This is a genomic window from Oceanobacillus sp. B139/18 (assembly GCF_055524595.1).
The window spans coordinates 384,479-404,870 of record NZ_JBVFXI010000002.1 but is presented as its reverse complement, the minus strand read 5'-3'; the positions used below and the strand labels follow the sequence as shown (position 1 = coordinate 404,870).

Below are 20,392 nucleotides of genomic sequence, written 5' to 3'. Positions count from 1 at the left end.
GTATGTATAAGCTGCCTTCGTATAATGCTTCGTCCAAACGACTAAAAGGAGATGAATTGGAAAAGGAATGGCATCATAAATTTTGAATCTGTTATTTTGCAAAAACCATCCTCCCATGTTATTATACGTTTAAATATAAGTAAATTTATAAGAATTATATAATTAAAGTGAAGGAGTGCATATAATGAGTCATGTTCCATTCATTGTAACAACAGACTGGCTTGCGGAAAGATTGGATGATTCAAAACTGAGATTAGTAGATGCAACGACTTTTTTAAAATTGCCGGCAAGCGGTTATTATGATATTTGGTCAGGGAAAGAGGCGTATGAAAAAGGGCATATTCCAGGTGCTGTTTTTGCTGATTTATTAGAAGATTTATCCGATACGGATGCGGAGTATGCTTTTACCCTTCCGCCAAGAAAGGAGTTTATTAAAAAAATCACTGAATTAGGAGTCGGCGATGAAGACACGTATGTGGTCGTTTATGACCAAGGTGCGCAAGTAGATAGTCCTGTTGTGGCTTCGGATTGGGCATCCCGCTTGGCTTGGCAGCTGCGCTATGAGGGCTTGGAAAATGTCGCGGTGCTTGATGGCGGCTTTCCAAAGTGGAAAAAAGAAGGCAGACCGGTAACCACAGAGTCAGGCTCATATCCAAAAGCAAGCTTTAGCGGCGGGCGAAAACCCGAGCTGTTTGTTAACAAGGAAGAGGTAAAACAAGCGATAGATGATGACAATGTTATTATTATCAACAGCTTAAATGAAGCTGCTCATAAAGGCGAAGTGAATACGTATGGCCGTCCAGGACATATTCCAGGAAGTGTAAACGTCTTTTTCGGAGATCATTCTGACTCCGAAACATTGGAGCTTTACGATGATGAGATAATCCGGGAAACGTTTGAGAAAGCAGGAGCCCTTGATCCGGATAAGAAGGTGATTACCTATTGCGGCAGCGGGATTGCAGCAACTTGGAATTCAACGCTGTTAAACAAGCTTGGTCAGCATAATGTTGCCGTGTATGATGGCTCTCTGACGGAATGGGCAAGTGATCCTGACCTTCCGCTGGAAACAGATAAGTAAATAATGGAGAAAGATCGAAGCGCCCCTGCATAGAAGCTGCAGCAGAGGCGCTTTTTTAAGGTGATTTAATAAAGTTATCATTTCCTATTTAAAAAAATTGATATGCTTGGTTGATCTATATATTATCATTCGTTCTTCTTGTTTTGGCTAGTGACAATGATCAACACGGCTAAAGATGTAATAAAAGAAGCTGTAGCCATTATAAGTGTCATATTGATACCCCTCCTATAATAAAATCCCAAGTGCTTTCCAAAATAATCAACCCGTTTAATTGAGAATTATTATCATTTGTAGTATATTAGATACTAAAGGCAAATATAATGGAGGAGAATATATTATGCAAATATACTGGACGAAAATAAATAAAATTATTGATGAAACACCTGAGGTTAAAACATATATGCTTGACTGCCCGGAAGGTTTTACGTGGGAAGAAGGTTCCCACACCCACTTCGCACTGGAAGGGTTTAATGCCGGAGAGAAACCGAACCGCAGTCTGATTCGCCACATGTCGATTACTACATTACCGCATGAAAATTCCATCGGCATCACAACACGTATTAAAGAGCAATGTTCTGAGTTTAAAACGATTTTAAGAAATATGGAAGTCGGTCAAGAGGTTGCTATATTTAAAACGCATTCGAATGTACCGCTTAAAAGAGAAGATAAAAATGTTTACTTGCTGTCGGCAGGTGTCGGTTTGGCAACCTTCAGGCCGCTTGTACTGGATTATCTCGAACGTGCTGATAACGTTAATCAAATTCATTCTCTGAACATCGATTCAACAAAGGATTTCTTATTCACGCCTATTTTTGAATCCGCACCTGATAAAAAATTCACGTCGCAGTTTGTTGATAATCGGAAAGACTACTATGAAGAAGTGAAAAACCTTGCAGCTGATAAAGAGGGCCTCTTCTATGTTGTCGGCAGTGACGAATTTCTTCAGCAGAATATTGACGTGCTTTTAGAGCAGGGAATCAAGCCGGAGCAGATTATGCTTGATAAACATAAACAACAGCTGCCAGCGTTTTTAACACTGAATGTATCCATGTAAGCAAGTCACTTCTAGTTGGTAAATAAAAAAGAGCGGCCGTTTTCAGCCGTTTCGCTGAGCTAATAAATGAATTGGTTTATTACGAAGGAAAGTGTATCCTGATGTATCGCCCACTGTTTTTACACATCCTTCGAAGAATACAGAAGATAGAAAAGTTAAACCCATACTCGCCAGTTTTTATAAACGACAGGAGAAAATTTCGGCTAAAAACCCCTCTAATGGACAAAATAAAATGAAACAAAGCAGGAGGGGTATAAATGCAGAAAAATCAGGATAAGAAATTTACAGCGGCTGGGACAAATATTGAAGCCGTAAAAAAGGCAAACCAAAACTCAGGTATGTCTTATAATGAAGTCAAAGAATTCCTAGCTAAAACAACGGGAGGTCACGGGACAGAAATATACAGTGATACCAATTTGGAAGAAGTAAGCGTGCAGAATCAGCAATCTCCTAAAAACAGTAAATAACAAGGAAGCATCTGCTTTTTAGCAGGTGCTTTTCAGTTTCTTCTGCTATAATAATAAATCAATGAAAATCAAGTAAAATAGCAACATCTTATTCTTTGTTTTAAAAAGATAAAGGAGGGTATCTTCAAGGTTTATCTCTCAAATGTTTGATATTTTCATAAAAAGGGAAAAGAGGTATTAATTCATCTCGCTACTTCACCACAAATATAAAGAAAAATCAGAAATAATGTATGTGAAAATAATCGTTTAAGGATATATTCATTTGTCTTTTTCTCGATGAGAGCGGTGAAAAGGTTAACTGTTTAAAATGGAAAATAAACACTTTTGCATCATGAATTTATCACGGAGAACCGTCCGTATAACTCCCTCCTCAAAATAAAAAGAGAATAAATTTATTTAGGCGGGAGTTCAGGTGAGCTAATTCCCTGAATCGCTCAGGCTAATTCAGTGGGAGAATGTAGGAAACAGACTTCATTCTCCCACTGAATGAAGTTTCGTTTTATCATTTTTTTCAAAAAAATGATATGATAATTCTACGGTAATTGGAACAGGAGGAAACAACATGAGAGAAACAATCGATAAAAATGCCTCATTGCGAAATGATGTCAATATGCTTGGAAACATATTAGGAGAAGTTTTGAAGTTACATGGAGGTACAGCATTATTTGATAAGGTAGAATCGATTCGGGAAATGACGAAAAGTATCCGAAATGAGTATGATGAAGATACATATCAAACGTTAAAAAGAGAAATCAGCAATTTAAAACCGCCTTTACGTCAGCAGGTCATCCGTGCTTTTTCTATCTATTTTCATTTGATTAATATTGCGGAGCAAAATCACCGGATCAGGCGCAAACGCCAGTATCTGCTGGATGAGGAAAGCAGCCAGTCTTTTTCTATTGAAAAAGCCGTATCCAAAGTGAAAGAAAGCAACCTTACCAATGAAGGAATTCAAGGGATACTTAATGAATTATCCATTGAACTGGTTATGACAGCGCACCCGACAGAGGCAACGAAGCGGACGGTGCTGGAAATACAGAAGCGCATATCGGCGCATTTACGGACATTGGACAATCCGCAGACTTCACAAAGAGAGAAGGCGGATGTGGAAGAAAGTCTGTTTAATGAAATCACTGCTTTATGGCACACCAATGAGCTGAGGCAAAGGAAGCCGGGAGTATTGGATGAAGTAAAAAATGGTCTTTATTATTTTGACCAGACATTATTTGAAACCCTACCCGATGTCTTTCAAGAAATGGAAACACAGCTGCAGAAACAAATTCCAGAGGGAAATTGGGAAGTACCAAATTTCATTCATTTTGGTTCCTGGATTGGAGGAGACAGGGATGGCAATCCGAATGTAACTCCAGAAATCACTTGGCAGACATTGGAGATGCAGAGGGAATTGATTTTGAAAAAATACGAAGCTTCTATCGTTGAGCTGATGAGACGATTTAGCCAATCAAGTCAACGAATATCTATTAATCAGCAATTTATTGATAGAATGGAAAAAGAAGAGACCAGCTATTTAAATGAGAACGATAAATGGCCAATCAAGTCAGAAGTATATCGACGTAAATTTGCCATTATTCTAAAACGTTTGCGTGAAACAGGGAAAACGTCACAGGGTTATGATTCTCCAGAAGAACTGGTTCATGACCTTAAAGAAATCAAAGAAAGTGCCGAAGCACATTTGCCAAAGACGAAAAAGCTGAAAACGATTCGAAAGGTCATCCGGCAAGTAGAGATGTTTGGTTTTCACTTAGCCACATTGGATGTACGAAATCATAGTGGAGAGCATGAAACGGCTGTTCATGAGATTTTAACGGCTGTTCATGTTACAGATGACTATGCTGCGCTTGGTGAAGAAGAGAAACAAAAAGTATTGTGTGAGGTTTTGAATGATCCGAGACCTCTGCTGCTTTTCGATGGCGGTTATTCTAAAGAAACACAGGATATTTTGAAAGTCTTCAAAACGATAAAAAATGCACATGAGGAATTTGGAAAACGAGCAATTGAAGTCTATTTAATCAGCATGTCAGAATCGCCGAGCGATCTCTTGGAAGTGTTGGTACTTGCTAAAGAAACCGGGATTTATCGTCTTTATCCAGATGGAACGGCGGAAAGTGATCTTGATGTCGCTCCATTACTGGAAACAATCGATGATTTGATTGCAGGTCCGGATATTATGAAGACATTGTTTGAAACAGAGGTATATCAGAAACAATTAAAAGCACGCGGGCAACATCAGGAAATTATGCTTGGCTATTCAGATGGAAGCAAAGACGGCGGTACGTTAAGCGCTAACTGGAACCTGTTTAAAGCACAGGAGGAAATCCATAATATAGCAAGACAATACCAAATCCGTCTGAAATTCTTCCATGGCCGCGGTGGTTCGCTTGGCCGTGGAGGCGGTTCATTGAGTACCAGCATCCTTTCCCAGCCTGCGGAGACTCTAGAAGATGGTGTGAAAATTACGGAGCAGGGAGAAGTGCTTTCTTCCAGATATCTTCTTGAAGATATTGCTTACCGAAATTTAGAGCAGGCAGCCTCTGCTTTATTTACAAGGTCCGCCAAGGTTTCAAATACACCGGATCAAGAAGAACTGCGTCAAAAAGAATGGGAAATCACAATGGAATCTATTTCCCAAAAATCATTGAAAAAATATCAATCGCTGGTGTTTGGCGACCCGGATTTTCTAGCGTTTTTTAATCAGGCAACTCCTTTGACGGAATTGGGTGCTTTAAATATTGGATCGCGGCCGATGAGCAGGAAGAACAGCCAGCGTTTTGAAGACTTACGGGCTATTCCATGGGTATTTGCGTGGACACAATCCAGGTACATGCTGCCTGCATGGTATGCAGCGGGCACAGGTCTGCAATCTTTCATTGAGGAAGATGCGAGTCATTTAGAAGCTTTACGAGCAATGTATAAAGAATGGCCTTTCTTCAAAGTGACGATTAATAATTTACAAATGGCATTGATGAAAGCAGATATGAAAACTGCTGAAGAATATCTGGAATTAGTTGAGGATTCGGAGACTGCAAAACGGATATATGAAGATATTGCAGATGAATATGAACGTACAAAAAAGGCGCTGCTGGACATTTCCGGCAATGAGGAACTGCTAAGCCACACGCCAAATATTCAAGGTTCTGTTCATCTTCGTAATCCATATGTCGACCCGCTTAATTTCCTGCAGGTGGATTTAATCCATAAATTAAGAGAAACAGATAATCCTCCTGAAGATCTGGTGACCGAGGTGTTACTGACAATCAATGGGGTAGCTGCAGGATTAGTGAATACAGGCTGATGAAAGAACGGAAATAATTTTAAAATGAAAAAGCCAATTGGTTACCCGTTTTATAACCAATTGGCTTTTTCCTGTGGGATGTGTGGTTTAAATCATGGAGAATCGTTATTCAACCTTCTGTTAAGTGAAGTATAATCCATAACAGGGGAACATCATCCAGAAAATATGACAAGTGTCATATCAAATTACTGACAACTGTATCTAACATTTCATTGCTCGATTCCTTATACTGAAATCATAGTAAGTTTATAAGGGCGGGGATACCAATGAGCAAACAAAAGCAAGCACAGCTTAGAAAAGACGTTATGCCATTCGCAACATCTAAAACGAAAACGAGTATTGTTCAACTATTGAATACGATACCTCCATTTTTTATCCTGTGGATTTTAGCTTATCAAAGTTTAGCTGTTTCCATTTGGTTAAGTTTGTTATGCAGCATTGCTGCCGCGGGCTTCATGGTCCGAACGTTTATTATCTTTCATGATTGCGCGCATCAATCTTTTTTCAAAAAACCGAAATTAAATCGACTGCTTGGCACCATTACCGGCGTAATTACTCATTTTCCCTTTGAAAAGTGGAAAAGAGAACATGCGATTCATCATGCGACAAGCGGCAACTTAGATCAGCGAGGCACCGGTGATATCTGGATTATGACTGTAGAGGAATATGAAAAGGCAACAAAATGGGAGAGACTGCAATATCGCTTATATCGCAATCCAATTATTTTGTTTGGTTTAGGACCATTTTCGCTATTTCTCTATAGTAATCGGATTAATCGTAAAGATGCGAAAAAAAAGGAACGAAAGAATACCTATATTATTAATATCTCATTAATTGTGATTTACTGTCTTATAGGCTTTCTGCTTGGCTGGCAGGCGCTTGTATTCGTGCAGCTGCCGATTGCTTATATTGCAGGTTTCTTAGGAATCTGGTTATTCTATGTTCAGCATCAGTTCGAGGATTCTTATTTTGAGAATGAGTCAGAATGGGATTATGTGAAAGCAGCGGTAGATGGCAGCTCCTACTATAAGCTGCCGAAATGGTTAGAATGGATGACGGGAAGTATTGGTTATCACCATGTGCACCATTTAGCACCCAAAGTCCCTAATTACCATTTGGAGCAAGCACACCGCGAAACGCCGCCATTACACAATGCGACTATCATTACGTTAAAAACGAGTTTGAAATCAATCAAATTCCGTCTCTATGATGAAGAACAGAAAACATTTATCAGCTTCCGCGAAATGAAGCATCGTTTAAATCAATCAAAAAATCAAAGGATAACGACAGCAAAGTCAACTTCTACGATTCGCTCATAACTGGCTTGGCTGCACACCCCCTGCACGTTTTAGGGGGTTCTTTATCGTTCACGAGATATATTTGGTATAATAACGTCAAGCGAGAAAATAGGGGGACAAATCGTGCGTCAATGGTATTATATTTTTCCAAGAAACACAGGATTAAGCATATATATTTGGGTTATTTTTTGTGTGTTGCCGTTTTACTTTATTTTTCGCTCTACTTCGATTTGGGAGATCGGTGTTGGCGTATTGTTAACATTACTTTTCTTTGCGATTTACTGGTTTACCTTTAACTCCCTTGAACCGTTTATGTATATCGGATTAACGATGGAATTTATTATTAATACGGTGATGACAATTCTATATGGATACGTTTATTTTGCTTTATTTACTGCATTTTTTGTTGGGAATGTTCGTGGCAAAGCAGGGTTTATCACGATGTATGTGATACACATGGTCGTGATTATAGGTTCCATCACGGCAGGATTTTTCTTTAATTATTCCCTGTTTCTAAATCAGCTGCCATTCTTGATTATGACCATATTAGGAGTTATTCTGATACCTATTAATCGTTATAATCGTTTGAAACAGGAGGAGCTGGAGGAACAATTGGAAGATGCTAACCGCAAAATTGCTGAACTTGCAATTGTAGAAGAGCGGCATCGAATAGCCCGTGATTTACATGATACCTTAGGTCAGAAATTATCGATGATCGGTCTGAAAAGTGAACTTGTAGGGAAGCTGCTGGAGAAAGACCCTGCAAAAGCGAAAAAAGAGCTGCAGGATGTGCAGAATACAGCCAGACATGCATTAAAAGAAGTGCGGGAAATGGTGTCGGATATGAAAAATGTTCGCTTGGAAGAAGAGCTTGCGCATGTCGAACAATTAATGGAAGTCGCACAAATCAAGCATGAAATTATAATTAAAGTAGATCAATCATCGTTGCCAATGTTAATGGAAACAGTATTAAGTATGTGCTTGAAAGAAGCAGTAACGAATGTCGTAAAGCATAGTCAGGCAGATCACTGTTCCGTGGAATTTTCAGAAACAGAAAAGGAAATAAGACTGCAGGTAGAGGACGATGGGATAGGGAAGAATAGTGTTCCTGAATTTGGAAATGGCCTTCAAGGGATGAGAGAGCGTTTATCCTTTATCAACGGAACATTAGCTATCACTGCACATTCGAAAGGGTTTAAAGTAGATATGACGGTGCCAAAGATATTAAGGCAAATGGAGGAGGTTTGAATTTGATTCGGATTGTAATTGCAGAAGATCAACAGTTATTGTTAGGAGCTTTAGGCGCGCTCCTGGATTTAGAAGAAGATATGACCGTGGTAGGAAAAGCAGGTAATGGGGAAGAACTGTTGGCATTAGTCAAGCAAGAGCGCCCTGATATCTGCTTAATGGATATTGAGATGCCAGTTATGACAGGTCTGGATGCTGCAGAGTATCTAAGGGAGGATTCCTGCAAAATTATTATTCTGACCACCTTTGCAAGACCCGGCTACTTTGAACGGGCTAGAAAGGCAGAAGTCGATGGTTACTTATTAAAAGATAGCCCCAGCGAGGATTTGGCCGACTCCATTCGTCAGATTATGAAGGGGAAGCGTTTGTATTCCTCCGAATTGATCGATCTTGCCTTTGCAGAAGAAAATCCCTTAACCAAACGGGAAATAGAGGTCCTGCAGCTGTTAACACAGGGGGGAACAACCAAGGCGATTGCAAAAGAATTACATTTATCCAATGGAACCGTTCGAAACTATATTTCAATTATCTTGGATAAACTAGAAGTGGATAACCGGATAGAAGCCATAGCGAGAGTGAAAGAAAAAGGCTGGTTAAGTTAGTGCTGTAAGGACATTACTTTCGGTTTGAAGAACGTTGGTATTTTTGAATTGCCAAGATTTTTGTTAAAACACGACTACTTTTACCGCAATCTAATTCAACAGTTTCTTATTATCACTTTGGAGCAGCAGATTTACTTCTTCTCACTTTTTTAAAAATAGTATATACTTATTCTCAACTGAAAGAATTGTATTCTTATCAGAATGAAGGAGATTCTACATAGAAAATGAGGGGGAGTAAATTTGAAGAAGATAATTGGATGGACGATACTGTTTTCCTTGTTAGTTATGATGGCAGCATGTGCAGATGACAGCGGTCCAGAAGATGAAACAGAAGCACCTGCCGAAGAAATGGCGGAAGAAACACAGCTGAAGGCAGGCTTAGCGTCAGAACCTGTATCGCTTGATCCGCATGCAGCAAATGATGGTAATTCGTTATATGTAATGAATACCTTGTATGATACATTGGTAGAACAGAATACAGACTTGGAAATACAGCCTGCACTGGCGGAAAGCCTGGAACAAATCGAGGATACGGTCTGGGAGGCGAAGCTGCGGGAAGACGTTACTTTCCACGATGGTTCTCCTTTTAATGCGGAAGTGGTAAAAGCAAATTTAGACCGTGTACGTGATACGGAAATAGGTTCTCCGCTTGGCTTTCTCTTTGACATGATTGAAAACGTTAAAGTGATCGACGAATACACGATTCAAATTGAAACAGCATATCCGTTTTCCGCATTACCTGCCCATTTAGCACATCCAGGCGGGCATATGATCAGCCTGGAGGCGATTGAAGCAGATAATGAAGCAATTGCAAATGGAGAAGAACCTTTTTCTGTTGTAAATGAAAATCCGATAGGAACAGGTTATTTTAAATTTGAGGAACGTGCTGTCAGCGGGGAAATAACCGTAGTAAAGAACGAAGACTATTGGGGAGAGCAAGCTGGAATGGACTCTATTGCATTCCATTTTGTTCCGGAGGATTTAACTCGCATTGCGGAGCTTCAGACTGAGGACTCTGATTTTATTTATCCGGTAAATGCCAATAATGTGGAGGAAGTCGACAATAATGATGGCACACATGTGATGCAGTCTGATAGTGCCAGTATGACGTATCTAGGCTTTAACGTAGAGCGTGAGCCGTTTGATGATGAAAGAGTCCGTCAAGCGATTGCGATGACCTTAGATAAGGATGAAATTATTAATGGCGTTTTGAACGGAGTTGCTTTACCGGCAAAAGGGCCTCTTGCACCGACTGTATTTGGATATGATGAAAATATAGAGCCTATTGACAGAGATGTGGAAGAAGCCCAGTCTCTGATGGAGGATGCCGGCTATGCAGATGGCTTAGAGGTAACCCTGATGGCTTATGATACAAATACAGGCGATATCGCACAAGTCATCCAATCGCAGCTGAATGAAATCGGAATAGACGTGGACATTCAAATGACAGAAACAGCTACTTATTTAGAAGATACTGCAAACGGAAGCGTTGACATGTTTTTAGGAAGCTGGGGAACGGTAACGCTGGATGCGGATTACGGTTTATACCCCATGTTTCATTCTGATAATGCTGGTGCGCCGGGGAATCGTTCCTTCTATGCAAATGAAGAAGTGGACGGGTTGCTGGAAGATGCCAGACAAGAGGGCGATGAAGCAGAAAGGCTATCTCTCTATGCAGATGCACAGCAAATGATTGTAGATGAGGCGCCGATCGTGCCGATTTATCATTCTGTTCTTTTATCCGGCTTGCGTGATGAAGTAAATGGATACTATCAATTTCCAAGCAGCTTCCCATTCTTTAGAGATGTCACAATTGAAGCAGAATAATTAATAAAGAAGCAGTTCTATAAAAGGAGCTGCTTCTTTATTTATGCGTTTAAGCACTCTTTTTACATGCCTCTGCACATTGGAAGCAGGCATCCGCACATTTCTGACAATGCGCATGGCTATGTTTTTTACATTCATCTCCGCATGCTTCACAAATGTTAGCACAAACCGAAGCAAGTTCCTTGGCAAAAGGCGTATCTCTGCATAGAGCTTGTGCCAGATAGGAACAAATTTCGGCGCACTCTCTATCCAAACGGATGCATTCGGCCATCATTTTAATATCTTCTTCTTTTAGACATGCATCGTAGCAATGATTACATGCAACAATACAGTTTTGCAGTGCGTCAATGAGCTGCTGATGTTGTTGATGGGACATGAATAAACTCCTCCAAAGTGTATGTTTTTAGCTTGCAAGTTATAACATTCCCGAGAAGGCAGTGATTCATTCTTTTTCTGTTGGAGTTTATCGCAAACAATTGCCTGTAAGAATAGAATGCTAAGGTGTTCATAAAAACATCAGTTATATATAAGACAATTTATTCATATACATACTGGTAACATGACTTAAGGGAAGTATAGTCTATAAAAATAAATGGTATACCTAAGAAGTGCTTAAACAAAGTACTTCGAAATTAATGTAAGGGTATATAATTAACTCGGGATGAACCTTCGTACTAACCTTATTAATTTAGCAGTTTTTTCATTTTTAGTAGATAGACAACAGGCATGTTCTTCTGTTTTCCATAGGTAACCTAGAATTTTTAGGTTCTTCACAGATGTTTGTTTTCTAGTTATGATGACCACATATTATATATAATAGCAGTCTTTTTACATAAGCTTGAAAGGAGGAGCTTCGAAAATATATTTTACATGTGTGATTGTAAATAAAGGGGGAGTCACATTTCAGAGAATAAGGATGACAAACAGGGGAAGGTAAGTGAAAACCAGCAATAAGTGGATGTATCTCGACGTCAATTTATTAAAACAGCAGGAATGACAACGGGTGGGATTGTTGGCTAAGTACTCCTTTTTCAGCATAATAGTGGCGGAGCAATTATGGGAGATGACCCGGAAACATCCGTTGTGAATAGCTATTTACAAATGTGGAATATGGATAATTTATTTGTATGTGGATCGAGCGCTTTTCCACACTTTGGAGTAACCAATCCTACCACCACAGCTGCAGCTTTAACCTATCGTGCAACAGAAGGAACGATTGATTTTCTAAAAAATGGCGGGCAGCTTGTGGAAGCGAAAAATTAAAAGAAAAAGGTTTAATGTAAAAAATCCATTAAGAGCTGGAGGCGATTTTTAATGGGGTTAGCAAACATAGGAATTCCTGGATTAATCCTTATTGTTGTTCTGGCATTAATCATTTTTGGACCGAAAAAATTACCGGAGATTGGTAAAGCGGCTGGAGAAACATTAAGAGAATTTAAGAGCACGGCGAATGATATTATGGAGGATAAGTCCGAGAATGTAGAGCAAAAAGATAAATCGTGATTACAAAAAATAAACTCCAAAATGTCTTTGGAGTTTATTTTTTTGAAGGGAAAAGAAACGGAATTAGTTTAATTTTACGCCTTGCAGCCGTTTACGTGCCGAATTATGCTGTGCTGTGATAGGAATATGCTTTTTCGCATTTCCCATGCCGAATAAGGGCATATTTCGATAGACAGATTCATAACTCCCGGCTTTTATCTGATAGGTTTCATGATAGAAGCCGACAGCATCATTTTCCCCAACTTTCTTGTTGAAATTCTGCCATGCTTTCAAATGTTTTTTTCCTTTGGCATAAGCGAGCAAATCCTCTGTAGAACGCCAGTATTGAACCATGATGGTAGTGCGCAGACCAAAATAGCTTTCCATGGAAAGAAACCCTAATTCCTCCTGGTTTTCATACAATTCTCTAATCATACCGGGCATGGCTGTAAACACAGGTCCCCACTTCCGGACCGCGAGCCGTTTATTGATACGCATCCCAATAATAAAAACAACAACATCCTGATCATTTTCCGTAGTATACCTGCCAGAGTAGATTTTTTTACCCATGGATGATTCCTCCTTAAAAATTAGAGTTCCTTAATTGTGGCGTCACACCATGCGATAGCAGCTTCCGTCACACGTTTTCCATAATCTAAAGTAAACAGCCAATATTTTGCATCCTGATGATTCGTGTTATGGCGGGAAATACCTTCTTCAATTCCTTCATATGTTTGATACAGCTTCTCTAGCTTTTGCTTATAATCCGCTAACAGATAGAGACTTTGTTCCTTTGTCTGATGCCTGCCAAAAAACAGCTTCAGCAATACTTCATTCCGCTCGACTGGCAATTGCGTTAACGGCTGCTCCAGCCAATTTTTTAAAACATCTTTGCCTTTCTCTGTCAGAAAATATTCCTTGCGCTCTGGTTTTCCTTCTTGTACTAATGTTTGAACGGTAGCTAAACCTTCTTCTTCCAGCCGCTTTAATGTCGGATAGATTTGTCCATAGCTAATTTTCCAAAAATGATTCAGGCTATTATCAATAAACTGTTTTATTTCGTAGCCTGAACGACAGTTTGTGGTTAAAATGCCAAGTATGGCGTATGTGCTGTCATTATATTTTTGCATTTGTCTCACCTTATATCTTTTTGATATATATCATTTAGATATATAATAAATGAATTTGGGCTGGAAGTAAAGAGTGGAATAATAGTTTTATGTTTTTTCAATTAGTTCGGTTCGTATATACCTTCTAATATGAAAAAGCTAACCAGCAGGGCATCACCTTATTGAAAAAGCTTCTGCCGTGCTGGTTAAAGAGAGAAAGATATAATTAAAACATACATCAAGAACAAGTCACTTGATTTTAATAACAATTTTACCTTTTGCCCTGCCTGATTCGGAATATTCCATTGCTTTTTGTACATCTTCAAAAGGAATAACCCGATCAATGAATGGTTTGATTTTTTCAGCCTCGATAAGTTCTTTGATTTTATTTAATTGCTCGCCGCTGGGCTTCATGAATAAAAAGTTATATTGCACTTGATATTGCTTTTCTAATTTTGTTAATTTCCTTGAAATCAATCTAAAAGCGATTGTTTTCCAAAAAGGATAATTATTCTCTTTTCCAAAGCGGCCATTTGGGAGGTCGGAGATTGATACAATTTTTCCGCCGGCTTTCAGGATTTGAAACGAATTAACTAGAGCATCGCCGCCTAAGGTATCATATACGTAATCATAATCAGCTAATACTTCTTCAAAATTTTCTTCCCGATAATTTATGACCTTATCTGCACCCAGGCTCTCTACTAAATCTTTCCCGGCACTACTTGCGGTTGTAGCGACGTAAGCTCCCATCTCTTTAGCTAATTGAATCGCAAAGGTTCCAATTCCGCCAGAGCCTGCCTGAATCAAAATTTTGTCTTTCGGCTTAAGATTTAATATCTCATGAAATGCCTGATAGGTAGTTAACCCGACTAATGGTACGGACGCTGCTTCTTCAAATGTTACGTTTTCTGGTTTGAGTGCAATATCATCTTCATGAATAGCAATATATTCAGCAAAAGTACCGATCCTTGATTTTCTTGGACGTCCATAAACAGAATCCCCAGCTTTAAATTTCGTTACATTTTTCCCGGTTTTGAGGACTGTTCCGGAAAAATCATTTCCAAGAATCAATGGCATTTTATAGTTGATGAGCGGCTTTAATTTTCCGTCTCTAATTTTGAAATCAACCGGATTAATACTCGCAGCGTGAATTTCTACTAATACATCATCATAAGATATTTCAGGAATAGGAACATTCTCCAATTGCATATTTTTTTGTCCATATTTATGAATAAGCATTGCTTTCATTTGTTTTTTCATTTGATAAATCTCCTTATCAGAATAATGGTTTAAACATTTAAACATTTAAACTTTTGAACTAATAATGTATGATAGCTTGATTTTTAAAAAATGTCAACTAATCAAATGAAAAGTAACTTCAAAGATCATTTTCTAATTATGCACAACGAATCCATGCTATTGACGTAATAAAAATTTAATGGTTTAATAATTTGAACGATTGATTATTCAAATGAAACGAGGATGTATATGAAAACAAATAAAATAGAGAATTTAAAAAATGAATTTGATGAAGTAAAGGATTTTCTTATCGCTTTAGGGGATGAAAAAAGACAAATTATCATTGTTGCTTTATTGAATGACCATGCTTGCAATGGATGCCAAGGGCTTCGTGTAATTGATTTAACAGAAGCAACGAAGCTGTCACGACCAGCTGTATCACATCATTTAAAGATTTTGAAACAAATTGGAATCGTTGATATCCGCCGGGAGGGAACAAAGAATTATTACTATCTTTGCAATGCAGTGCCGGAAATGAAAAAGCTGAGGGATTTGCTGGATAATGTTATGTCGGTCATGGCAGAAGGGAAAGAGGAAGTGTGAAACGAATTTTTTGTGCTGACCGATTAGCTTGAATATAGCGAGGATATTAGGACGGCAATATGTTGAGCAATTGTAGAAGCTGGATTATGTGAATTTAAAGGGTCTATTCTAATTGACCCTCGCAGTCTAGAGGGACTGATGGGGCCGTGTTTTCTATTAGTATAAAGACGATGAGTGTATTGGTTTATCAATATAACTCATATTAAACATATATACAGCAAGCAAAGTCGCTCAGTTATTTTCTTCTACCTCAATCATTATTTTAATTACGTAATTTGCACTTACATTCAAGCTGCTTCCATCCATTAGGTAGAGATACTCTTCAAAGCTGTCACCACAAATACGATATCCTGTCTCCTTCAAATAATCTTTTATTTGTTCATATGTTTGATACGTATGCATATAGCTTCCTTTATGATAGCCAATGACATATTTTCCAGCTTTTTTCTCAAATGTCTTTGTTAAATGAAGCTGGTTCTCACGTAAATAGAAATAGGAATAATTTAAATAATCTCCTGTTTCTATTTGTTCGTGGCGAATAAGAGCACCCCAATTTTCCACATTGATTTCGCCTTGTTTTACATATTTCATAAACGATATAACCATTTTTGTGATGTCTTTATGAGAATAATTTAAAATATTTTCACTTAATACAATCTGTTCTACCTTCATATCCTCGATAGTAAATTGATCAAGGTCTAATTGTGATGCTTCTTCCATTTGCCTTTTCTGATTTTTAATGAGGTGCTGGATACGCTGCATTTTCCGTATTTTTATATCCACCAGTTTTTCTTTTTCCGTTAATAAATCAGTAATCTTCTTTGTGTTTTTGGAATGTAAAAAGTCTTTGATTTCCGCCAAAGACATTCCGATTTCTTTTAACATATCAATCACGCTATAAGCCTCAGCTTGTTGAATCGTGTAATAACGGTATCCATTTTCATTTTTGTATTCCGGTTCTAACAGACCAATTTCATCATAATGGAATAGCGTTTGCTTTTTGACCTCACATAAATCTGCAAATTCTCCAGTTGTCATCATTTTTTTGGAAGAATCCATTTCATCACCAACTTTACGCTTGAGTATACGGTAACCATATACTTTATATTATACTATAGGAATAAAGAAAATGTAGTGTAAAGAAAGAGGAGAGTATAATTTATGTTTAATTATTTGAGCTTAGCGGCTACTGCATGGTTTATTGGGTTCTTTCCAATGTTTGAAATATATATTGCAATTCCAGCTACGATGGTGATGGGATTAGATGCGGTTTCTTCCATTATCTGGTCCAGTTTTGGGAATTTTCTTCCGGTCCCGTTCATTGCTTTTTTCTATCAGCTTCTTGCAAAATCAGAACGTATTAAGAAATGGCTGGATAAATTAGCAAACAGCAAATATAAATATCGTATCGAAAAGCAAGGACCATTAGTTGTTGTGTTGCTGACACCGATCATTGGTTCATGGGCTGTTGCAGTGATTGCCAATGGAATAGGGATGAATAAAGTGAAGTTATTCATATCCGCTGGTGCAAGTATTTTGGTATATGGGATTGTTATTGCAGTTTTGACATATTATGGTGTCGCTTTTGTAGGCTGATAAAATGCAGCAGAAATATAAATCCACCTATGCAGCCGGAGTAGGTGGATTTATATTTCTGCTGCTTATTTCAAGTCTATTGTTCACAGTACCATTAATTCTAGAAAAAAAAGCAGACTACATGAAGCATGATCGGCTGAAAAAAAAGCTGATACAAGAGTTTTTTGAAGAATTTATCGAAGCTTTTTTCCCCAATCTTCACCCTCACATTGATTTCTCCAAGGTCACCTTCCCCGCAGTGTAACTGGCTGGGACTGCGGTTACTCGTCCCACCGAAGTGCTTTTGTAAGACTTCCACATCAAAAATAAGAAAATCTGTTATTTCAAAGTGGAAGGTCTAACAGCCAGTAACGGCCCGATTGGTTCAACTAACAGCGGTTTTGATGGGGCGAGTAGTCGCAGTCCCATTCAGAATACCGCTGAATGAAGTTTCACTTTATCGAACAAGAAGTGTATCTGGACTACATCAATGGCCGCAAGAAAGAAATTGACGTTCTCGCAGCAGTAAAGCTGAATCACGAAGACAAAATACTCCATATTCATACCGAAGCGCAATCAACTCATGAAGCAAATTTTCCCGAAAGAATGTTTCTCTATTTTTCTTACCTTTACGCCAAAGACCGCAAACCGATTCAACCCATTGCTGTTTTGAGTTATAATAGGAAAAAAGAAGAACCGACACAATTCAGAATCGATCCCCCCACCCAAGACGTCCTTCAATTTAACTTTTTACAATTACACTTAATCAAGAAAAACTGGAAAGCATATATTCAATCAGACAACCCGGCCGCCGCAGTCTTGCTCAGTCAAATGGGATATGAAGAGCATGAGCGGGTTCAGGTGAAGCTGGAGTTTCTGCGCATGATCACCCGGATGCAAATCAACCCGGCACAAATGATGGAGCAAATGGAGAACTTGCCGGAGGAGGAAAAAGACATGGTTTTGCAGCTGCCGAATTCTTATTTTGAGAGAGGAAAAGAGGAAGGGATAGAAGAAGGCATAGAGAAAGGAAAGCAAGAAATCGTTTTAAAATTGATAAAAAAGGGCATGTCTATCAGCGAAGTAGCAGAAATTACAGAGTACAGCGAAGCAGAGATTAAAAAGCTTGCAGGCAAGCAAGGAAAAGAAGAATAAGTAATCCGCATGCTATAGTATAAAAAAGTGAGCAGGTTATATTTCAAACTGCTCACTTTTTATACTGAAATAAAAAGCAACTTCCACCAGCCAAATGAATTGCTTTTCATCTCTGTCTAATTCAATATTTATACATTAGAAATCAGCTTCGATGCATTTCCGCTGTGAATAACGGATAAATGATGCAGCGCTCTGGTACAGCCAACATATAATAATTTTGCGGTTTGCTCTGTCACTGGATAACGCGTTTCATCAACATCGACCATTAATACCGTATCAAATTCCAGTCCTTTAGATACATATACAGGCAATAAGGAAATGCCTCCTTCGTACGACTTATCCTCGGTAGTAATCATGGTTAACTCTGGAATCTTTTCTTTTAGCTTTGGATAAATCGCATTACAATCAGCTTCCGATCTTAAAATAACTGCAATGGTCTTCATCTCTTTATTTTTCATATCATGTATCCAGCTTGTGATTTTCTCTAATTTTTCCTCTGTATCTACTTGTTGGATCTGTACCTCCTCACCGCTTCGAAATACCGGTTCTGCATAGGCCGGACGATTGGCAAGATGACGGAGAATGGTGTTGGAAAACGCAATAATCTCATAAGTGGAGCGGTAGCTTTTTGTCATTTGGAAGAATTTCGAGCGAGATGTGCCGAAAAGGTCAATAAAGTTTTCCCACTCGTCAATTCCTTCGTTGCTGTGAATACCTTGTGCTAAATCTCCTAATATCGTAAATGACGCTGTTTTAGTCCGTGCATGCAATACAGAAACCTGATAGGGTGAAAAATCCTGTGCTTCATCAATCACCACATGATCAAATCGCTCGTCTCTTTCAATTCCATACCAATAATCATGAATATCGAGCAGGGGAGCCAGGTCATCTAAAGTTATTTTATCCTTAGGCGGCAAAAGGTCTGTTCTTTCCATCTTTTTTAAGATTTGTGCGTACAGTTCATAAGGTTTTCTTTTTTTCCATTTCCTTAAATATCTTCTTAATTCCTTTTTGCCGTCTTTACGGGCTTGCTCCTGTTCTTTTTTCTCTTCATACATCTTAGCTTCTATTTCTATCCACCGTGTTAATTTTGCTTTAAGCCTATCATATTTTTTAGTGGCTGGATTGCCTTTAAAATCAGCTTCAATCCAAGTGTTAATTTGTTCTAAGGGAACACCTTTTTTATTTTCCCAGGGAATAAAATCTTCTTCCGGGATCCAATCCTTTTCTAGTTGCGATAACTGCTCCCTGATTTGCTGCTGGAATTCTAAAGAGCCTTTCCAATTATTCTGTTCTGCTGTGCCGGATTCAAAAAAAGCCTTCCTTCTTTCACTGAGAGATTCCAGCTTACATTTCGGATCATCGATAATGGAGGTCATGACCCACTTTGGAAAGGTGGTCTGGACAATATCTCCGACCCCTAATTCCGGCAATACTTGTGAAATATAATCAAGAAAGATGGTATTCGGTGCAAAAATAATCATCCGGTGCGCCGTTAATTGCTCCCGGTATTCATATAATAAATAAGCTAATCGGTGCAGTGCCACAGTGGTTTTTCCGCTTCCGGCAACACCTTGGATGATAACAGCCTTGTTTAAAGGATAACGGATGATTTCATTCTGCTCTCCTTGGATGGTCGCAACAATATCACGAAGTCTGTTATCCTTTTGGTCTTCCAGCTTATATAATAAGAATTCATCTCCTCCGGAAGCCTCCTGCTCTCCACGAATATAGCGGTCTACCACTCTTTGAAGCTCCTGATTGTAAGTGACGATATTTCTTTTTAAATAAATTTCACCTTCTACGATGCCGTCTGGTGAAAGATAATAGACGTCATCCTCACTCCCGCTAAAGCCATAGAACAGGCTGGCTATCGGGGCACGCCAATCCGTAATCAGAACATCTCCGGTGTGCTCATCAAAAACACCGGCTTTCCCGATATAGGTGGCTTTCACTTCCTCCTTTTCTTCTTCTTTAAAATCAAGACGGGCAAAATAGGGTTCCTTTTTAGCAATCGTCAGAGATTCTCTTACACGCTGCCGGCTGCCTTCCAATACGTTTTCTGTGAAATCATCGCCGATATATTCCGGTATTTCGGCTAAACGTTCATATTGCTTGTTGATAATTGATAAGGTTTCATGTAATTCCTTTTTTTCTTCCTCAAATGCCATTGCGAATCCCCCTTAACTGAATGTCTTGTTCATTTTAGCAATGAAATTAAGAAAAAAATAGACTTATATATTTCGTTGATGTATACTATTAAATACAGTCATGCCAAAAATAAAATTACATATAATGGAAAAACACTTGAAGAAGCGAATCCTTTTTCAAGTGTTTTTTTG

Annotated in this window: 20 protein-coding genes and 1 pseudogene; 15 read left to right on the top strand and 6 right to left on the bottom strand. The window is 38.6% G+C overall.

The window, feature by feature from the left end:
• The first annotated feature begins 184 nt into the window (after window positions 1-184).
• From ACZSMY_RS09345 to ACZSMY_RS09310, 8 genes are all read left to right on the top strand, one after another.
• On the top strand, window positions 185-1,078 hold the full coding sequence (locus ACZSMY_RS09345) for a sulfurtransferase (RefSeq protein ID WP_042532768.1): 894 nt from the start codon (window positions 185-187) through the stop codon (window positions 1,076-1,078).
• Between the two features lie 337 nt (window positions 1,079-1,415).
• Entirely contained in the window at window positions 1,416-2,132 is a 717-nt protein-coding gene (locus ACZSMY_RS09340) for an FAD-dependent oxidoreductase (protein ID WP_042532769.1), read from the top strand.
• A gap of 257 nt (window positions 2,133-2,389) precedes the next feature.
• Window positions 2,390-2,599: a gamma-type small acid-soluble spore protein gene (locus ACZSMY_RS09335; protein WP_042532770.1), complete on the top strand. Its 210-nt coding sequence runs from the start codon at window positions 2,390-2,392 to the stop codon at window positions 2,597-2,599.
• 562 nt (window positions 2,600-3,161) lie between these two features.
• Complete coding sequence (gene ppc, locus ACZSMY_RS09330; protein ID WP_332094209.1) at window positions 3,162-5,912, top strand: phosphoenolpyruvate carboxylase; 2,751 nt, start codon at window positions 3,162-3,164, stop codon at window positions 5,910-5,912.
• 266 nt (window positions 5,913-6,178) lie between these two features.
• Window positions 6,179-7,231, top strand: coding sequence for a Delta(5) desaturase DesA (desA, locus tag ACZSMY_RS09325; protein WP_042532773.1), 1,053 nt, complete (start codon window positions 6,179-6,181; stop codon window positions 7,229-7,231).
• Between the two features lie 102 nt (window positions 7,232-7,333).
• Window positions 7,334-8,458: a sensor histidine kinase gene (locus ACZSMY_RS09320; RefSeq protein WP_042532775.1), complete on the top strand. Its 1,125-nt coding sequence runs from the start codon at window positions 7,334-7,336 to the stop codon at window positions 8,456-8,458.
• Between the two features lie 2 nt (window positions 8,459-8,460).
• Window positions 8,461-9,060, top strand: coding sequence for a response regulator transcription factor (locus ACZSMY_RS09315; protein ID WP_193065357.1), 600 nt, complete (start codon window positions 8,461-8,463; stop codon window positions 9,058-9,060).
• A 240-nt stretch (window positions 9,061-9,300) separates the two neighbouring features.
• Window positions 9,301-10,887, top strand: coding sequence for a glutathione ABC transporter substrate-binding protein (locus tag ACZSMY_RS09310; RefSeq protein WP_465147686.1), 1,587 nt, complete (start codon window positions 9,301-9,303; stop codon window positions 10,885-10,887).
• 49 nt (window positions 10,888-10,936) lie between these two features.
• On the opposite strand, the gene ACZSMY_RS09305 is transcribed toward ACZSMY_RS09310, so the two are convergent.
• A complete protein-coding gene (locus tag ACZSMY_RS09305) occupies window positions 10,937-11,263 on the bottom strand; it encodes a four-helix bundle copper-binding protein (RefSeq protein WP_042532781.1) in 327 nt (108 codons plus the stop codon).
• Window positions 11,264-11,841: 578 nt separating this feature from the next.
• Here ACZSMY_RS09305 and ACZSMY_RS09300 point away from each other — a divergent pair.
• The 3 genes and pseudogenes from ACZSMY_RS09300 (at window position 11,842) to ACZSMY_RS09290 (ending at window position 12,390) form a co-directional block, all read left to right on the top strand.
• Window positions 11,842-11,907 (top strand): twin-arginine translocation signal domain-containing protein, encoded by a 66-nt coding sequence (locus ACZSMY_RS09300; protein ID WP_084613032.1) that lies wholly within the window; start codon window positions 11,842-11,844, stop codon window positions 11,905-11,907.
• A 21-nt stretch (window positions 11,908-11,928) separates the two neighbouring features.
• A pseudogene (locus ACZSMY_RS09295) lies at window positions 11,929-12,150 on the top strand (GMC oxidoreductase); the annotation flags it as partial.
• Between the two features lie 51 nt (window positions 12,151-12,201).
• Window positions 12,202-12,390, top strand: coding sequence for a twin-arginine translocase TatA/TatE family subunit (locus tag ACZSMY_RS09290; RefSeq protein WP_042532785.1), 189 nt, complete (start codon window positions 12,202-12,204; stop codon window positions 12,388-12,390).
• A gap of 63 nt (window positions 12,391-12,453) precedes the next feature.
• Here ACZSMY_RS09290 and ACZSMY_RS09285 read toward each other — a convergent pair whose 3' ends face one another.
• From ACZSMY_RS09285 to ACZSMY_RS09275, 3 genes are all read right to left on the bottom strand, one after another.
• A complete protein-coding gene (locus tag ACZSMY_RS09285; protein ID WP_332094207.1) occupies window positions 12,454-12,939 on the bottom strand; it encodes a DUF4188 domain-containing protein in 486 nt (161 codons plus the stop codon).
• A 20-nt stretch (window positions 12,940-12,959) separates the two neighbouring features.
• Window positions 12,960-13,499, bottom strand: coding sequence for a PadR family transcriptional regulator (locus ACZSMY_RS09280; RefSeq protein WP_341172806.1), 540 nt, complete (start codon window positions 13,497-13,499; stop codon window positions 12,960-12,962).
• Between the two features lie 228 nt (window positions 13,500-13,727).
• Window positions 13,728-14,726 (bottom strand): NADP-dependent oxidoreductase, encoded by a 999-nt coding sequence (locus ACZSMY_RS09275; RefSeq protein WP_193065362.1) that lies wholly within the window; start codon window positions 14,724-14,726, stop codon window positions 13,728-13,730.
• A gap of 240 nt (window positions 14,727-14,966) precedes the next feature.
• On the opposite strand from ACZSMY_RS09275, the gene ACZSMY_RS09270 reads away from it, so the two are divergent.
• Window positions 14,967-15,320, top strand: coding sequence for an ArsR/SmtB family transcription factor (locus ACZSMY_RS09270; RefSeq protein WP_332094205.1), 354 nt, complete (start codon window positions 14,967-14,969; stop codon window positions 15,318-15,320).
• Between the two features lie 231 nt (window positions 15,321-15,551).
• Here the strand turns inward: ACZSMY_RS09270 and ACZSMY_RS09265 are convergent, their stop codons facing one another.
• Window positions 15,552-16,379 (bottom strand): MerR family transcriptional regulator, encoded by an 828-nt coding sequence (locus ACZSMY_RS09265; protein WP_332094204.1) that lies wholly within the window; start codon window positions 16,377-16,379, stop codon window positions 15,552-15,554.
• Window positions 16,380-16,481: 102 nt separating this feature from the next.
• On the opposite strand from ACZSMY_RS09265, the gene ACZSMY_RS09260 reads away from it, so the two are divergent.
• The 3 genes from ACZSMY_RS09260 to ACZSMY_RS09250 all read left to right on the top strand — a co-directional run bounded on the left by ACZSMY_RS09260 (window position 16,482) and on the right by ACZSMY_RS09250 (window position 18,050).
• Window positions 16,482-16,916, top strand: a complete 435-nt coding sequence (locus ACZSMY_RS09260; protein ID WP_042532794.1) for a small multi-drug export protein — start codon at window positions 16,482-16,484, stop codon at window positions 16,914-16,916.
• Window positions 16,917-16,920: 4 nt separating this feature from the next.
• Window positions 16,921-17,160, top strand: a complete 240-nt coding sequence (locus ACZSMY_RS09255; protein ID WP_042532796.1) for a hypothetical protein — start codon at window positions 16,921-16,923, stop codon at window positions 17,158-17,160.
• Window positions 17,161-17,339: 179 nt separating this feature from the next.
• The gene (locus tag ACZSMY_RS09250) at window positions 17,340-18,050 is read left to right on the top strand and encodes an Rpn family recombination-promoting nuclease/putative transposase (RefSeq protein WP_193065359.1); all 711 of its coding nucleotides are present in this window, start codon (window positions 17,340-17,342) and stop codon (window positions 18,048-18,050) included.
• A 128-nt stretch (window positions 18,051-18,178) separates the two neighbouring features.
• On the opposite strand, the gene ACZSMY_RS09245 is transcribed toward ACZSMY_RS09250, so the two are convergent.
• The gene (locus tag ACZSMY_RS09245; protein WP_193065018.1) at window positions 18,179-20,221 is read right to left on the bottom strand and encodes a HelD family protein; all 2,043 of its coding nucleotides are present in this window, start codon (window positions 20,219-20,221) and stop codon (window positions 18,179-18,181) included.
• Between the last annotated feature and the right edge of the window lie 171 nt (window positions 20,222-20,392).

Coding starts and splice junctions, on each gene's coding strand:
- ACZSMY_RS09290 (WP_042532785.1), top strand. CDS start 12,202: ATGGGGTTAGCAAACATAGGAATTCCTGGATTAATCCTTATTGTTGTT.
- ACZSMY_RS09305 (WP_042532781.1), bottom strand. CDS start 11,263: ATGTCCCATCAACAACATCAGCAGCTCATTGACGCACTGCAAAACTGT.
- ACZSMY_RS09245 (WP_193065018.1), bottom strand. CDS start 20,221: ATGGCATTTGAGGAAGAAAAAAAGGAATTACATGAAACCTTATCAATT.
- ACZSMY_RS09275 (WP_193065362.1), bottom strand. CDS start 14,726: ATGAAAGCAATGCTTATTCATAAATATGGACAAAAAAATATGCAATTG.
- ACZSMY_RS09285 (WP_332094207.1), bottom strand. CDS start 12,939: ATGGGTAAAAAAATCTACTCTGGCAGGTATACTACGGAAAATGATCAG.
- ACZSMY_RS09260 (WP_042532794.1), top strand. CDS start 16,482: ATGTTTAATTATTTGAGCTTAGCGGCTACTGCATGGTTTATTGGGTTC.
- ACZSMY_RS09265 (WP_332094204.1), bottom strand. CDS start 16,379: ATGGATTCTTCCAAAAAAATGATGACAACTGGAGAATTTGCAGATTTA.
- ACZSMY_RS09255 (WP_042532796.1), top strand. CDS start 16,921: ATGCAGCAGAAATATAAATCCACCTATGCAGCCGGAGTAGGTGGATTT.
- ACZSMY_RS09340 (WP_042532769.1), top strand. CDS start 1,416: ATGCAAATATACTGGACGAAAATAAATAAAATTATTGATGAAACACCT.
- desA (WP_042532773.1), top strand. CDS start 6,179: ATGAGCAAACAAAAGCAAGCACAGCTTAGAAAAGACGTTATGCCATTC.
- ACZSMY_RS09250 (WP_193065359.1), top strand. CDS start 17,340: ATGAAGTTTCACTTTATCGAACAAGAAGTGTATCTGGACTACATCAAT.
- ACZSMY_RS09280 (WP_341172806.1), bottom strand. CDS start 13,499: ATGCAAAAATATAATGACAGCACATACGCCATACTTGGCATTTTAACC.
- ACZSMY_RS09345 (WP_042532768.1), top strand. CDS start 185: ATGAGTCATGTTCCATTCATTGTAACAACAGACTGGCTTGCGGAAAGA.
- ACZSMY_RS09335 (WP_042532770.1), top strand. CDS start 2,390: ATGCAGAAAAATCAGGATAAGAAATTTACAGCGGCTGGGACAAATATT.
- ppc (WP_332094209.1), top strand. CDS start 3,162: ATGAGAGAAACAATCGATAAAAATGCCTCATTGCGAAATGATGTCAAT.
- ACZSMY_RS09270 (WP_332094205.1), top strand. CDS start 14,967: ATGAAAACAAATAAAATAGAGAATTTAAAAAATGAATTTGATGAAGTA.